The organism is Actinomadura sp. NPDC048032 (genome assembly GCF_040653175.1).
GTDB classification, from domain to species: Bacteria; Actinomycetota; Actinomycetes; order Streptosporangiales; family Streptosporangiaceae; genus Spirillospora; species Spirillospora verrucosospora.
In genome coordinates this window covers 1-13,307 of sequence record NZ_JBEZJP010000211.1, presented here as the reverse complement: position 1 = coordinate 13,307, position 13,307 = coordinate 1, and the positions used below count along the sequence as shown (strand labels likewise).

Annotated in this window: 8 protein-coding genes and 1 pseudogene; 4 read left to right on the top strand and 5 right to left on the bottom strand. The window is 72.7% G+C overall.

Annotated elements, in window-relative coordinates; all coding sequences use genetic code 11:
- Both AB0C69_RS24965 and AB0C69_RS24960 read right to left on the bottom strand, forming a co-directional pair.
- The coding region (locus tag AB0C69_RS24965; protein ID WP_360357497.1) for an FAD-dependent oxidoreductase at positions 1-1,528 on the bottom strand (1,528 nt) is incomplete at its 3' end.
- Between the two features lie 370 nt (positions 1,529-1,898).
- The gene (locus tag AB0C69_RS24960; RefSeq protein WP_360357494.1) at positions 1,899-3,077 is read right to left on the bottom strand and encodes an ROK family transcriptional regulator; all 1,179 of its coding nucleotides are present in this window, start codon (positions 3,075-3,077) and stop codon (positions 1,899-1,901) included.
- 150 nt (positions 3,078-3,227) lie between these two features.
- On the opposite strand from AB0C69_RS24960, the gene AB0C69_RS24955 reads away from it, so the two are divergent.
- Complete coding sequence (locus AB0C69_RS24955; protein WP_360357491.1) at positions 3,228-6,719, top strand: alpha-N-acetylglucosaminidase TIM-barrel domain-containing protein; 3,492 nt, start codon at positions 3,228-3,230, stop codon at positions 6,717-6,719.
- A 7-nt stretch (positions 6,720-6,726) separates the two neighbouring features.
- On the opposite strand, the gene AB0C69_RS24950 is transcribed toward AB0C69_RS24955, so the two are convergent.
- Together AB0C69_RS24950 and AB0C69_RS24945 are read right to left on the bottom strand one after the other, a co-directional pair.
- Positions 6,727-7,548 (bottom strand): SAM-dependent methyltransferase, encoded by an 822-nt coding sequence (locus AB0C69_RS24950; protein ID WP_360357488.1) that lies wholly within the window; start codon positions 7,546-7,548, stop codon positions 6,727-6,729.
- Positions 7,549-7,559: 11 nt separating this feature from the next.
- Positions 7,560-7,886: a LysR substrate-binding domain-containing protein gene (locus tag AB0C69_RS24945; protein WP_360357486.1), complete on the bottom strand. Its 327-nt coding sequence runs from the start codon at positions 7,884-7,886 to the stop codon at positions 7,560-7,562.
- Here AB0C69_RS24945 and AB0C69_RS24940 point away from each other — a divergent pair.
- Both AB0C69_RS24940 and AB0C69_RS24935 read left to right on the top strand, forming a co-directional pair.
- Entirely contained in the window at positions 7,830-8,816 is a 987-nt protein-coding gene (locus AB0C69_RS24940; protein ID WP_360357483.1) for an SAM-dependent methyltransferase, read from the top strand. The genes AB0C69_RS24945 and AB0C69_RS24940 overlap by 57 nt on opposite strands.
- A gap of 55 nt (positions 8,817-8,871) precedes the next feature.
- Positions 8,872-10,398, top strand: coding sequence for an AMP-binding protein (locus tag AB0C69_RS24935; protein WP_360357480.1), 1,527 nt, complete (start codon positions 8,872-8,874; stop codon positions 10,396-10,398).
- A 43-nt stretch (positions 10,399-10,441) separates the two neighbouring features.
- Here AB0C69_RS24935 and AB0C69_RS24930 read toward each other — a convergent pair whose 3' ends face one another.
- The gene (locus AB0C69_RS24930) at positions 10,442-10,957 is read right to left on the bottom strand and encodes a hypothetical protein (RefSeq protein ID WP_360357478.1); all 516 of its coding nucleotides are present in this window, start codon (positions 10,955-10,957) and stop codon (positions 10,442-10,444) included.
- Positions 10,958-12,214: 1,257 nt separating this feature from the next.
- Here AB0C69_RS24930 and argG point away from each other — a divergent pair.
- Positions 12,215-13,216, top strand: a pseudogene (argG, locus tag AB0C69_RS24925) (argininosuccinate synthase); the annotation flags it as partial.
- Positions 13,217-13,307: the final 91 nt, after the last annotated feature.

Sequence of the window (13,307 nt, the reverse complement as noted above, 5' to 3'; positions counted from 1 at the left end):
AAGTCAAGCGCTTGCCCGGTTGCGATCCTCCGAGGTTTTGGTCGCCACCGGTCCCGAAGGAGACGGCGGCTCCGTCTGGGTTCATGAGATCGACGCCCTCCCGGGGGCAGCCGACCACGGTGATCGGGGCGGTGCGCACGCCGGCCGGTCCGAGCAGGAAGCCGTGGCCGTCCACCTCGACGCCGCGCCCGGTCCGCCGGTGCCGCACCGCGAGCCCCCTGCGCAGCAGGTTCCTCCAGAGCGCCGAGCCGACCCGCCCGTAGTCGGTCTCCCGACCGAAGTTGGAGATCACCAGGTCCGCCTCGACCGTCCGCGCCGGCGCGGGCCCGGACTCCGCCACCCGCAGGGCGCCGGCCTCGGTGGCGGTGATCGAGCGGACGGCGCCGGTCGTGAGGACGACCTGACCGCCCTCCGCCATCGCGGCGTCGACGAACTCGGTGATGTCGGGCACGGCGCCGACGCGCAGTGTGGCCAGCAGGCTCGCGTACCGGTCGAGGAGCGCGCGGAGATCGGCCGAGGGGACCCGGGCGAGGACCTCGGGCAGGTGGGGCTCCCAGGACTTGGCGATGCGCTCGCTCACGACCGCGGGCGGCACGCCGGGGTGCCGCCGGGCGACGTGGGCGCGGGCGCGTTCCCACTCGTCCCTGAAGAGCCGGACGAGCTCGTCGCACCCCTCGTAGCCGTCGGCGTGCAGCCGCGGGGCCGGCAGGTCGAGGACGTGGTGCCGGTGGTCGGAGGGATAGGTGCGCAGCGTCAGCCCGGAACGGGAGATCATGTGGATCTTCCCGGTGTGGCCGTGCCGCAGCAGGAGCGACGCCGAGTCGTACGCGCTCAGCAGCGTGCCGATGATGGCGACCTCGGCGTCCCGCCGCACGCCGAGGATCCGCTCGATGCCCTGCTCGGAGTACGGATGCCGGACGAAGCAGGGGTGGTCCTCGACGCCGGCGGCGAACGGGAGCTCCCGCTCTTCCAGCCCCGTGGCGAGGACGGCGTGGTCGGCCTCGATCGTCAGCGGTTCGGGCCCGGCGCCGGTCCGGGGCGAGGAGCGCCTCTCGACGACGACGCGCACGCGGTCGGCGCCGCCCTCGGTGCGGACCGTCATGTCGACCGCCTCGCCGTCGACTTCGAGCAGCTCCACGCCGTCCGACGCCTCGCGCGCGGCCTCGGCCAGGCGCGTGCTCAGGTAGTCGGCGTAGAGCCTGCGGGGCGCCGGCCCGGACTCGGTGAAGGTGAAGCCGCTCCACCTCGGGGGCCAGCCGGTCCGGTCGGCCTCGGTGTTGGCCCAGTCCACGAAATCGTCGACGTCCTCCCGGAACATCGACATCCGGCCCGCCTGAATATTGAAGACGTGATGCCAGTGGTTGCCCGAAGGATGATAGGCCACGCCCGCACTGCGATATTCGGGCCGCCGCTCTATCAGCACCACTTGTAAAGGTTCCCGGGCGAACTGCATGAGACGTATGGCGGTGGCGGTTCCGGCTAAGCCCGCTCCGACGACGACGACTCTTCGGGTCTCTGGAAAGCCCACGTGGCAACCCCCGCCCGCACCGAACGGCTACAAAGCATTCACTGTTGAGCGTAGCGCATTGTCATCCGCGCTCAATGGTTCGGAGGCCGATCGGGTGGAGCATATTCGTACGGCGGCGCCCCGCTCGGCGCCGGGGCCAATGCGCCGCCGTTCGCGCGCCGGAAAATCGGCTTCCCGTGAATGGCCTCGCCCGTCGAGCAATTCGCTATATGAATTATTAGCGGACGCCCGGACGGTCGAACGGCGGGCGCGGCGTTCGGGAGCCGCGTCACGTGGGCGGGGCCGCGCCGGCCCGCGCCCGTCCGGGTCTCCGGGCGCTACCGGTTTTCCCTGTGGCGGCCGCGCGGCGCTCCAGGCGATCTTTCGCGTCTCAGACGGTGAGGCGGCGCCAGACCTCGTCGAGGGCCAGGTGCAGGGCGCCGGTGAGGACGGTGTCCTCGGCGAGGCCGGAGAACTCCACGGCGGGCGGGGTCAGGGTCAGCTCGGTGAGGTGCCGGTTGATCGCGGTGAGCAGGACGGGCCCGGCGCGGGCGACGCCGCCGCCGATCACGACGGCGTCGGGGTCGAGGACGAGCACGGCGGGCGCGATCGCCTGCGCGAAGGTCGCGGCCACGGCCTCCACGACCCGCTGGGCGGCGGCGTCGCCGGCCGCGGCGGCGGCGAAGACGGAGGCGGCGTCGGGCTCGCCGTGCCGCAGGGCGGACTCGGGGTGGCGGCGGGCGGCGCGGCGGGCCCGCGCGGCGATGGCCTCGGCGCCGATGGTGCGCTCCAGCGGCCCCCGCCCGTCGCCGGTCTCCGGGACGCGTCCGGGCGGGCGGATGAAGCCGATCTCCCCGGCGGCGCCCGAGCCGCGGTGGAGGCGGCCGTCGATCACGACGCCGGCGCCGAGGCGCTCGCCCCACTGCACGGCCAGCAGGGTCCCGCGCTCCCCGGCGACGGCCAGGGCGGCGAGGTTGGCGTCGTTCTCCACCTGGACGGGGCACGGGAAGCGGTCGCGCAGGTGGCCGGCGAGGTCGACCGACGTCCAGCCCGGGACGCTCGGCGCCAGCAGGACGCGTCCGGCACCGGGGTCGACGATGCCCGGGGTGGCGGCCACCACGCCGGCGATCTCGTCCGCGCCGAGGCCGGCCTCGCCCAGAGCGCGCCCTACCACCTCGTCGACGGCGCGCAGGAGGTGGCCGGCCTCGCTCCGCCCCACCGGGCGGCGCACGGCCGCCAGGCGCCGGGCGGCGAGGTCGCTCACCCCCGCGCTGACCGTGTGGGGGCCGACGTCGAGCCCCAGCACGGGCGCGGCGCGTCCCCGCAGCGAGACGCGCACGGCGGGGCGGCCGCCGTGCCGCGAGGCGGCCGCCGGGTCGTGCTGCTGGAGCCAGCCCGCCTCGACCAGGTCGTCCACCGCCTGCCCCACGGTGGGGCGGGTGAGCCCGGTGAGCTCGACGAGTTCGGCGAGGCGCAGCGGATCGGGCGCGCGCCCGCGCACCGCGCGCAGGACGGCGGCGGTGTTGAGGCGGCGCAGCACCGGGGTGCCGACCGCGCGATCCTCTCCCATGCCCCTCCAGAAGATCGCGGACGGACCCTTGACCGAGGGCCCCGGCGCCCTCATGATGAAGGCCGCTCCAGTTTTTCAACGAGCTTAACAAACCTCGCGGTGGAGGTGTCCGCCATGGTCCCGGGCCGACGGAGGGAAGCCGATGGCCGCATGCGGTCGGCCATCGTCATGCTGGCCGCACTGCTCGCGCTCCCGCTGACCGCGGTGGCCCCGGCGGCGGCGCGCGGCGCGGAGCCGGCGGCCCCCGCCACGGGACCCGCCGCCCGCGCGCTGGAGCGGCTCCTCGGCCGGGGCAGGGCCGCCCAGGTCGTGCTGCGGACGCTCCCCAAGGGCTCCGGCCCCGACCGCTTCAGGGTCTCCGCCGAGGACGGTCGCCTGGTCGTCGCGGGCACCACCCCGGCCGTCCAGCTCACCGGGTTCGGCCGCTACCTGCGGGAGGTCGCGCACGCGAACGTCGCGATCGGCGGGACGCAGCTCGACCTGCCCGGGCGGCTGCCCCTGCCCTCCGCGCCGATCGAGGCGGACTCCTCGGTCGCGCACCGGTTCGCGCTCAACGACACCAACGAGGGATACGCCGGCGCGTACCTGAGCTGGGAGGAGTGGGAGCGCCGCATCGACGCGCTCGCGCTGCTCGGCATCAACGAGGTCCTGGTGTACGAGGGGCAGGACGCGGTCTACCAGCGGACGTTCCAGCAGTTCGGCTACAGCGCGGCGGACATGCGCGCCTGGATCCCGCAGCCGGGCCACCAGGCGTGGTGGCTGCTGCAGAACATGTGCTGCACCGACTCGCCGATCTCCCAGCAGCTGATCGACCGGCGCGCGGCGCTCGCGCGGCGCATGGTCGACCGGCTGCGCGAGCTGGGCATGACGCCGGTGCTGCCCGGCTACTACGGCACCGTCCCGACCGACTTCGAGACTCGCAACCCGGGGGCGAACACGGTCCCGCAGGGCACCTGGAACGGCCTGGAGCGCCCCGACTGGCTCGACCCGACCGGGCCCGAGTTCGGCAAGGTCGCGGCGGCCTTCTACAAGGCGCAGACCCAGATGTACGGGGCGAGCACGATGTACAAGATGGACCTGCTGCACGAGGGCGGGCGGGCCGGGTCCGTGCCGGTGCCCGAGGCGTCCCGGGCCGTGCAGGACGCCCTCGAAGCCGCGCATCCCGGCGCGACCTGGGTGATCCTCGGCTGGCAGAACAACCCCCGCGCGGAGACCCTCCAGGCGGTCGACCGCTCGCGGATGTTCATCGTGGACGGCATCACCGAGCAGCCCGGGGTGACCGACCGCGACAAGGACTTCCTCGGCACGCAGTACGCGTTCGGCACCATCTGGAACTTCGGCGGCCACCAGAACTTCGGCGCGGGCCTCACCGTGTGGAACGAGAAGTTCCACGCCTGGCGCGCCAGGCGGGGCACGGCCATGAACGGCATCGCGCTGATGCCCGAGGCCATCGACAACAACCCTGCGGCGGTCGCGTTCTTCGCCGACATGCCGTGGCGGGACGGCCCGGTCGACGTGGACGCATGGTTCGACGAGTACGCCACGGCCCGGTACGGCGCCGCCGACCCGCACGCGCTCGCGGCCTGGCGGATCATCGGCCGGACCGCCTACGCGTGGCCCGCGGGCAAGGACACCCGGCACGTGACCGGCCTGTTCGACGACCAGCCGAGCCTCACCACCACCGGGACGCCGCTCCAGTACGATCCGGGCGAGTTCGAGAAGGCCCTGCGCGAACTGCTCGACGTCGATCCGCGCCTGCGGCGCTCCGGCGCGTACCGCTACGACCTCGTGGACGTCGCCAGGCAGGTGCTGGCGAACCGCGGCCGGCTGCTCCTGCCGAAGATCCGCGCCGCCTACCGGGACGGCGACCGCACCGCGTTCGCGCGGCTCACCGCCCGGTGGACGAGCGAGATCCGCCTCATGGACGACGTCCTCGGCGCCGACCCGCACTTCCTCCTCGGGACCTGGCAGCGCGAGGCGGCCCGGCAGGCGGCGGACCCCCGGGAGGCGCGGACCCTCGACTACAACCTCAAGTCGCTGGTCACGCTGTGGGAGAGCGACAGCCCCGGCCTCCAGGACTACGCGCGCCGCGAGTTCAACGGGCTGGTCGGCGGCTACTACGCCGAGCGCTGGAAGCTGTTCTTCGACGAGCTCGGGCGCGCGATGAGGACCGGCGCCGAGCCGCGGCGGATCGACTGGCGCGCCGTCGCCGAGCGCTGGGCGCGCGCGGGCACCCGCTACGCCGCCGAGCCGCGCGGCGACGCCCACCGGCTGGCGCGGCGGGTGGCCGAGGAACCGGCGGGCGCGCTGGCCCTCGCCGCCGACCGCAAGGGCGTCCGGCCGGGCGGCGCCGTCCGCGTGACCGCGACGTTCACCAACGAGTCGGCGCTCGGCGAGGCCCGCGGGGTGCGCTTCGGGCTGGCCGCGCCCGAGGGGTACAAGATCACGGCGACGTCCGGCCCGGCCGGCGACGTCGCCCCGGGCGCGACCGCCACCGCGACCTGGACGGTGACCGCACCCGCGGACGCGGAGCCCGGCGCCCTCCCGGGCCTGGACGCCACGGTCTCGTGGCGCGCCGCCGGAGGCGACTCCGAGCAGGCGAGCGCGCACTCCCTCCTCATGGTCGGCGGCGGCGCGGTGGGGGAGCCCTACAGGACCTCCGCCTCGACCGCGGCCGAGTTCGCGCGGTCCGGCGACACGGTCGGCATCGCCGCGGGCGGCAAGGACATGTGGGGCGACACCAACGAGTTCGCGACCGTCTACGAGGACGACGGGCTGGCCCCGGGGCACGCGGTCTCCACGAAGGTGACCGAGTTGGACGGGTCGTCCGGCTGGACGCGGGCCGGACTGGTCGCGAGCGACGACCTGGCCCGGACCGGGTCCGCCGGGTACGCCGCCATCGCCGTGACGCCCGCGCACGGGTGCGTCTTCTCCTACGACGCCGACGGCGACGGCCGGCTCGACCACTACACCGAGGTCGGCGGGTTCACCGCGGGCGAGGTCCGCGTGCGGCTGCGCAGGGACGGCGACCGGATGTCCGGATCGTGCAGCTCCGACGGCGTGAACTGGGCCGTGGTCGGCTCCGGCACGGTCCCCGGCTCGGCGGGCGCCCAGGACGTCGGGATGTTCGTCAGCGCGGTGAACGCCCACACGGCGCAGGAGGCGATCGCCCGGTTCGACGGCGGCATCGCCGCCTCGCCCGACACGTCCCGCAACGGGTCGGACGACCCGCTGCAAAGCCTCCGCAAGCCGGTGACGGCGCTGTCCTCCGAGCCCGGCCGGCCGCCGGAGGCCGCCAACGACGGCAGCCGCGCCAACTCGCCCTACTGGGGCGGTCAGATGACCTACGGCGAGACCTGGTGGCGGGTCGACCTCGGCGCCGTCGACGACGTCTCGCGCGTCAACGTCCGCAACTACGTCGACGGGACCCGCTTCTACACCTACCGCCTGGAGGGCAGCCTCGACGGCGACCACTGGTTCACACTCGGCGGGCGCAACGGGCCGCGCCCCGCCGCCGACGCGGGCGACACCATGGCCACCGAGGCCAGGGCCCGCTACATCCGGGTGGTCGGATCCGGCAACACCGCCAACCTCACCTTCCACCTCACGGAGGTGAGCGTCTACGGCGCCCCCGCCGGGTGACGGGCGTTCAGGGTTTGCGCCCGACGCCCCCGACGCTCCAGATCGGCCTGGACGACTCGATGGTCTCGTGCTCGGGACGCCACAGGGGCAGGTAGACGACGCCGGGCTCGATCAGGTCCCAACCGGAGAAGAGCTTCTCCACCTCGGCCCTGGTCCGGATGTTCGAGCGCGGCGTGCCGCGGATCGCGTGGGTCTCCTGCTGGTAGAGGAAGGCGAGCCTGGCGGTGACCTCCGGGCACAGGTCGCTGACCGGATGCGAGATCGCGATGTGGCTGCCCGGCGCCATCAGGTCGCTCAGCCGCCGGACGCTCCCCGCCACCTCCTCGTCGTCGGGGATGGTGTAGAGCACGTGGAAGAACAGCAGCGCCGTCGGCTGGTCGAGGTCGATCAGGCGGCGCAGGTCGGGGTGGCGCGCGATGCCTTCGGCGTCCCGCATGTCGGCCTCGACGACCGCGGTGCGGGGGTCGCCTCCCAGCAGCGCCTGCGCGTGGACGCGCACCACGGGGTCGTTGTCCACGTAGACGACCCGGCAGTCGGGCGCCACCGCCTGAGCGATCTGGTGCACGCTTCCCTGGGTGGGCAGGCCGGTGCCGATGTCGAGGAACTGGCGGACCCCGGCGGCGGCGAGGAACCGGACGACGCGGTCCAGGAACTTGCGCCCTTCGCGGGCCAGGACCGGCAGTTCCGGCGCGAGTTCGATCGCCTGGAGCGCCGCCTGCCGGTCCGCGGCGTAGTTGTCCTTGCCGCCGAGGAAGTAGTCGTGCATCCGGCTCTCGTTGGGCGCCGTCGGATCGAAGGCCAGCGGCTCGTGCCCCGCGGGGAAGGGCATGGCTTCTCCATTCACCTGACATCCGAGCGGTGACGCGCGGCCGCCGCGAGGAATCGCCCAGTATGGCACGCTACTTTCTGGTACGTCCGACGTACCCGAGGTAGGCGCCCCGCGTCGGCGAGCCCGACCGCCCCGCGCGCGGCGAGCGGGTGCCCGGCCGGGACGAGCAGGTCCTGCGGCTCGTCGAGCACGGGCCACTGCGCGAACCGCGCGTCGTCCGGGGCCGGGGTCTGCTCGCTCGGAATGACCACGGCGATGTCGCACCGCCGAGCGAGAAGCAGATGACCGGCGTCCTCGCTCTGGGCGGCGGCGGCTGGAGGGCGCCCTCGCGGCCGCACGGGCGGGTCGCGTACGCCGGACCGAATCGTGATCGGTCGTTCTCGTGGACCGGTCCGGCGGCGCGATCCCAGCCCGTAGAGTGGGGCGCGAAGATGATCAGCGTGGGCGGCCGGCAGGGAGGCACGGTGGCAGGCGAGCGGTTTGGGCCAGGCGGATTCGACCCGAGCGTGCCGAACATCGCTCGCATGTACGACTACTACCTCGGCGGCAAGGACCACTACGAGGCCGACCGCCTCCGCGCCGAGGAGGCCAAGGCCGCCGACCCCACCCTGATCACCCTGATCAAGGAGAACCGGGCGTTCATGGGGCGCGCCGTCCGGTACATGGCCGAGCAGGGCATCGACCAGTTCCTCGACATCGGCACCGGGCTCCCCACCCAGCAGAACGTCCACCAGATCGCCCAGTCGGTGAACCCCGCCGCCCGCGTCGCCTACGTCGACTACGACGGCCAGGTCGTCGCGCACGGGCGGGCGATCCTCGCGGACTCGCCCGGCACCCGGATGGTCCAGGCCGACATCCGCCGCCCCCGCGAGATCCTGGAGCATCCCGAGATCACCCGGCTGCTGGACTTCGGGAAGCCGGTCGCGCTGCTGACGATCGCCACCCTGCACTTCATCCCGGACGAGGACGACCCGCCCGGCGTCATGGCCGAACTGCGCGAGGCGCTCGCCCCCGGCAGCCACATGGCGATCACCCACGCCTCCGCCGACGGCGTGCCCGACATCGTGGCGAAGGTCGTCGAGGTCTACAAGAGGACGAACGCGCCCGGCACCCCGCGCAGCCTGGAGCAGGTGACCGGCCTGTTCGGCGACTTCGAACTGGTGGACCCCGGCCTGGTGTGGGCGCCGCTGTGGCGGCCCGAACGCCCGGTCACCCTGGAGGAGGCCCTGCCGATCTGGTTCTACGCCGGAGTCGGCCGCAAGCCCTGAGGTGTGCGTGCACGACCGCTCCCTGACGAATGCCACCGGGAAGAGGGAAGGCGACATGCGGGCAGTGACGGTCGGAGGGGCACTGGAGGCCGCGGCGACGCGGGACGCGGTGTTCCTTCACGACGGCGACGACACCATCACGTTCTCCGGGTTCGACGAGCTGGTCGACCGTGTCGCGGCGGGCCTGCTGGCCCGCGGCGTCGGGCGCGGCGACCGGATCGGGCTCCTCGGACCCAACACCGCGCAGTGGCTCGCGGTGTTCTTCGGCGCGGCCCGGATCGGCGCCGTGGTCGTCCCGCTCAACGTCCGCTACCGGGAGCGGGAGCTGTCGTACATGCTCGGGCAGAGCGGCGCCCGGCTGGTCGTCGGCGTCGAGGCCGTCCCCGACTTCGACTTCGCCGCGTACTTCGCGTCGTCCGGCATTCCCGCCGTGCACTTCGGCGAGGGCTTCGACGCCCTGGCCTCGACCCCGGCCCCGCCGGCCCTGGCCGCGGCCCGCGCCGCGGTCGGCCCGGGCGACCCGCTGATGATCCTCTACACGTCCGGCACCACGGGCCGTCCCAAGGGCGCCGTCATCACCCACCGCGGCATCCTGGCCTCGGCCTCGGCCCAGGCCGACCACTTCCGGATGACCGGCGAGGACGTCCTGCTCGGCCACCTCCCGTTCAACCACGTCGGCGGCATCACCTGCACCGTCATGGCCGCCCTGGTCAGCGGCGGCTCGGTCGCGCTGCTGCCCGCGTTCTCCCCGGACGCCGCGCTGCGCGCCGTCGACCGCCACCGGGTGACGTTCCTCGGCGCCGTCCCCACGATGTACGTGCTGATGCTCGGCCGCCCCGACTTCGCCGAGCACGACGTCTCGTCCGTCCGGCTGTGCATGGCGGGGGGCTCCAACGTGGAGCCGGCGCTCGCCGACGCGATCCGCCGAGGCTTCCCCGGCGCGCCTCTCTACGGTCTCTACGGGCTGTCCGAATCCTCGGGCGCCTGCGTCCTGTCCCCGACGGACGACGACCCCGAGACCGTCTCCCGGACCCTCGGCGCGATCATCGGCGACTTCGAGGCGCGCGTGACGGCCCCGGACGGGACGGTGCTGCCGCCGGGCGAGACCGGCGAGCTCCAGATCCGCGGCGCCTGCGTCGCCGCCGGCTACTGGGACATGCCGGACGAGACCGCCGAGGTGTTCCTGCCGGACGGCTGGCTCGCCACCGGCGACATGGTCGCCATGGAGCCCGACGGGCACCTGGTCCTGCGCGGGCGCAAGAAGGAGATGTACATCCAGGGCGGCTTCAACGTCTACCCGGTGGAGATCGAGAACGTCCTGACCGCCCACCCGAAGGTCGCGATGGCCGCCGGGATCGGCGTCCCCGACGCGGTCCTCGGCGAGGTCGGCCGCTTCTACGTCGTCCCGCGCCCGGGCGCCGAGCCCCCCACCGCCGACGAGCTGACCGCCTACTGCCGCGACCGCCTGGCCGACTACAAGGTGCCCCGCCAGTTCGTCATCACCGCGGACGTCCCCCTGACCCCCGTAGGCAAGATCCACAAAGCCCTCCTCAAGGACCGCGACGGATCCGTCCCGAGCTGAACCTGGGCGCCGGGGAGGAGCGGCCTCCCCGGCACCCGGGGCTCTAACTGTGCGCGTGGACGTCGAGGATGGCCTGGGCGAGGGTCTCCGAGGCGGGCGCGTTGACGAGCCTCCACTGCGCGGCACAGGGGATGAGCGCCCACCATTCCTTGGTGTGGGTGCCCCACCAGCACAGGACACCGAAGCGGGCGCGGAGGTAGGCGATCGTGTCCGTGTGGGGCGCGCCGGGGTCGGGCGGCGGGATCGGCAGCGCGGTGCCGTCCCGCACCGGACGCCGCGCCCGGGCGGCGAGCGCCGCCGCCACGTAGGGGGTGAGGATCCGGGTGATCCGCTCCGCCGCGCCGGCCGGGTTGGTGTGCGGGGCCAGGTCCTCGCCGGTGCTCGACCGGTACCACCAGGCGTCGGACGCCGATCCGGAGGCGAGCGTGATGCTCTCCCCGAACCCCGGGACGGCCGGGTCGTAGACGCGCAGGAGCGGGAGGGCCCCCTCGTAGCGCGGCACGGCCTTCCAGCCCTCCCGGACGACTTCATGTGCAAGTCGGTCAAGGTGGCTTGTCATAGAGGAAGCCGAGGCCCCGGCGTGCAGATTCTTCGGTTCGATCCACCCCATTACCGGCGCACCCACTTGCGGGGGTCGGGCGTCGGGCGGCAGGCCGCGCGGCTGAGCTCGTTGGTGAGGACCCTGCGAAGCTCTTCGGCGGTGCTGCATATAACGGTCGGGTCAATGCCGGCCTTTGGGTCGTGCAGCGTGGCGACCCAGTCGCCGAGCCTTCCGTCGTAGCGCGTGGCGCGCCAGATTCGGTGGCCTTGGAAGTCCTCGCGGAGTCGGGCTAACGCCTGGTCAGCGGGGTTGACGGGCGTATCCATGATCAGTTCAAGCTTCCGTCGGTGTGGTTGCTCTTCGTTACCGTCCCCAATCTTCCCGTGACCGGGTCGTCTTTTGGAAGAGCGGGGAGCCCGCCAGATGGAAAGCTCTCGGCGCCGTTAGAAAACACTTCGCTTTCGGGTCTCCCGGGTTTCCCGTCCCCGCCGTCCCGCAACGCAGGGGTTCCGCGTACCTCCGGCTGCTTTGACGGTGAACGCCTGTTTGCCGAACCGACTCCATCTTGTTTCCCTCCGTTCCGTGCAATCCGGTGCAACCGGACAATTCTCCGTCGGATGTCGGCGCGTTGGGGATCGCTGGGTGGGGCCGGGATTCGAACGGATCCGCGAAGAACCGTCTCATCCGCTCGTGCGACCGGCTTCCTGCAGCGCCATGAACCAGGGAACGCGAGGTCGCGGAGAAAGTAAGGCGAACGGCCACAAGCGGCCATTCTCGGGTTTCGGAATGGCGCATTACGGTCATTCCCCATTGCGTGAGTGAAACTTGCGCGGCAACTCTTGATGCCACGATCGATGATTATTAACCGGCCGCGAGGATCGGCCTCTCGGTGGAGCGAATGCGCGGCGAATGGCGCGTCGCGTATTGAGTCTTGGTCCGTGCGGCTTCGCGTGCTTGCGTTCGCGGAGGTCTGCCTGGTAGGGGGAGAACCGCGAAAGGCGAATGATCCCCACATGCGAAACCGGTGCGAACTCAGAGCCGAGTGATTGAACGATGTCATTGGGGTCGTTCTGATGCGGCGTCCGCGGAGGTGGGGGGCGATTCACCGGGTAAGAACCATGATGACTGCTGGTCAAGCCCTTCTGAGAGGAGAGATGCGGCGGCCGCTTTCGCCGGCCGGGGGCCGCGGCCGCCCCCCTCCGCCCGTCCGCGCCCCACCGGGCGGGCGGAGGGGGCGCGTTGCATGTTCATGCAGGAGCGTGCATACTTGTGCTCATGTCCAAAGTGCTGACCTCCCTGCCCGTCGGTGAGCGCGTCGGGATCGCCTTCTCCGGTGGCCTCGACACTTCGGTGGCGGTCGCGTGGATGCGCGACAAGGGCGCGGTGCCCTGCGCCTACACCGCCGACATCGGGCAGTACGACGAGCCCGACATCGCCTCCGTGCCCGGCCGCGCGGCCAAGTACGGGGCGGAGGTCGCGCGCCTGGTCGACTGCCGGGCCGCCCTCGTGGAGGAGGGGCTCGCCGCCCTGGCGTGTGGCGCGTTCCACATCCGGTCCGGCGGCCGCAGCTACTTCAACACCACGCCGCTCGGACGAGCCGTGACGGGGACGCTCCTCGTCCGCGCCATGCTGGAGGACGACGTCCAGATCTGGGGCGACGGCTCGACGTTCAAGGGCAACGACATCGAGCGGTTCTACCGCTACGGGCTGCTGGCCAACCCGTCCCTGCTGGTCTACAAGCCCTGGCTCGACGCCGACTTCGTCACCGAGCTCGGCGGCCGCACGGAGATGTCGCAGTGGCTGCTGTCCCGCGGCCTGCCCTACCGGGACAGCACGGAGAAGGCCTACTCCACCGACGCCAACATCTGGGGCGCGACCCACGAGGCCAAGGCGCTGGAGCACCTCGACGCCGGCATCGAGACCGTCGAGCCGATCATGGGCGTGCGGTTCTGGGACCCCGCCGTGGAGATCGCCGCTGAGGACGTCACGATCGGGTTCGAGCAGGGCCGCCCGGTGACGATCAACGGCAAGGAGTTCGGGTCCGCCGTCGACCTGGTGCTGGAGGCCAACGCCATCGGCGGGCGGCACGGTCTCGGGATGTCCGACCAGATCGAGAACCGCGTCATCGAGGCCAAGAGCCGCGGCATCTACGAGGCGCCCGGCATGGCGCTGCTGCACGCGGCCTACGAGCGGCTCGTCAACGCGATCCACAACGAGGACACCCTCGCCACCTACCACAGCGAGGGCCGGCGGCTCGGCCGGCTCATGTACGAGGGGTCTCGGCATCGGCGCGCACCTTGACCAGCACGAGCTCGCGCTTGATGGACGTCGAGGTCCGCGGCGGCCGCGCCATCCTCGCGGGCGGGAC

Coding starts and splice junctions, on each gene's coding strand:
- AB0C69_RS24960 (WP_360357494.1), bottom strand. CDS start 3,077: ATGGGAGAGGATCGCGCGGTCGGCACCCCGGTGCTGCGCCGCCTCAAC.
- AB0C69_RS24955 (WP_360357491.1), top strand. CDS start 3,228: ATGCGGTCGGCCATCGTCATGCTGGCCGCACTGCTCGCGCTCCCGCTG.
- AB0C69_RS24950 (WP_360357488.1), bottom strand. CDS start 7,548: ATGCCCTTCCCCGCGGGGCACGAGCCGCTGGCCTTCGATCCGACGGCG.
- AB0C69_RS24940 (WP_360357483.1), top strand. CDS start 7,830: ATGACCGGCGTCCTCGCTCTGGGCGGCGGCGGCTGGAGGGCGCCCTCG.
- AB0C69_RS24935 (WP_360357480.1), top strand. CDS start 8,872: ATGCGGGCAGTGACGGTCGGAGGGGCACTGGAGGCCGCGGCGACGCGG.
- AB0C69_RS24930 (WP_360357478.1), bottom strand. CDS start 10,957: ATGACAAGCCACCTTGACCGACTTGCACATGAAGTCGTCCGGGAGGGC.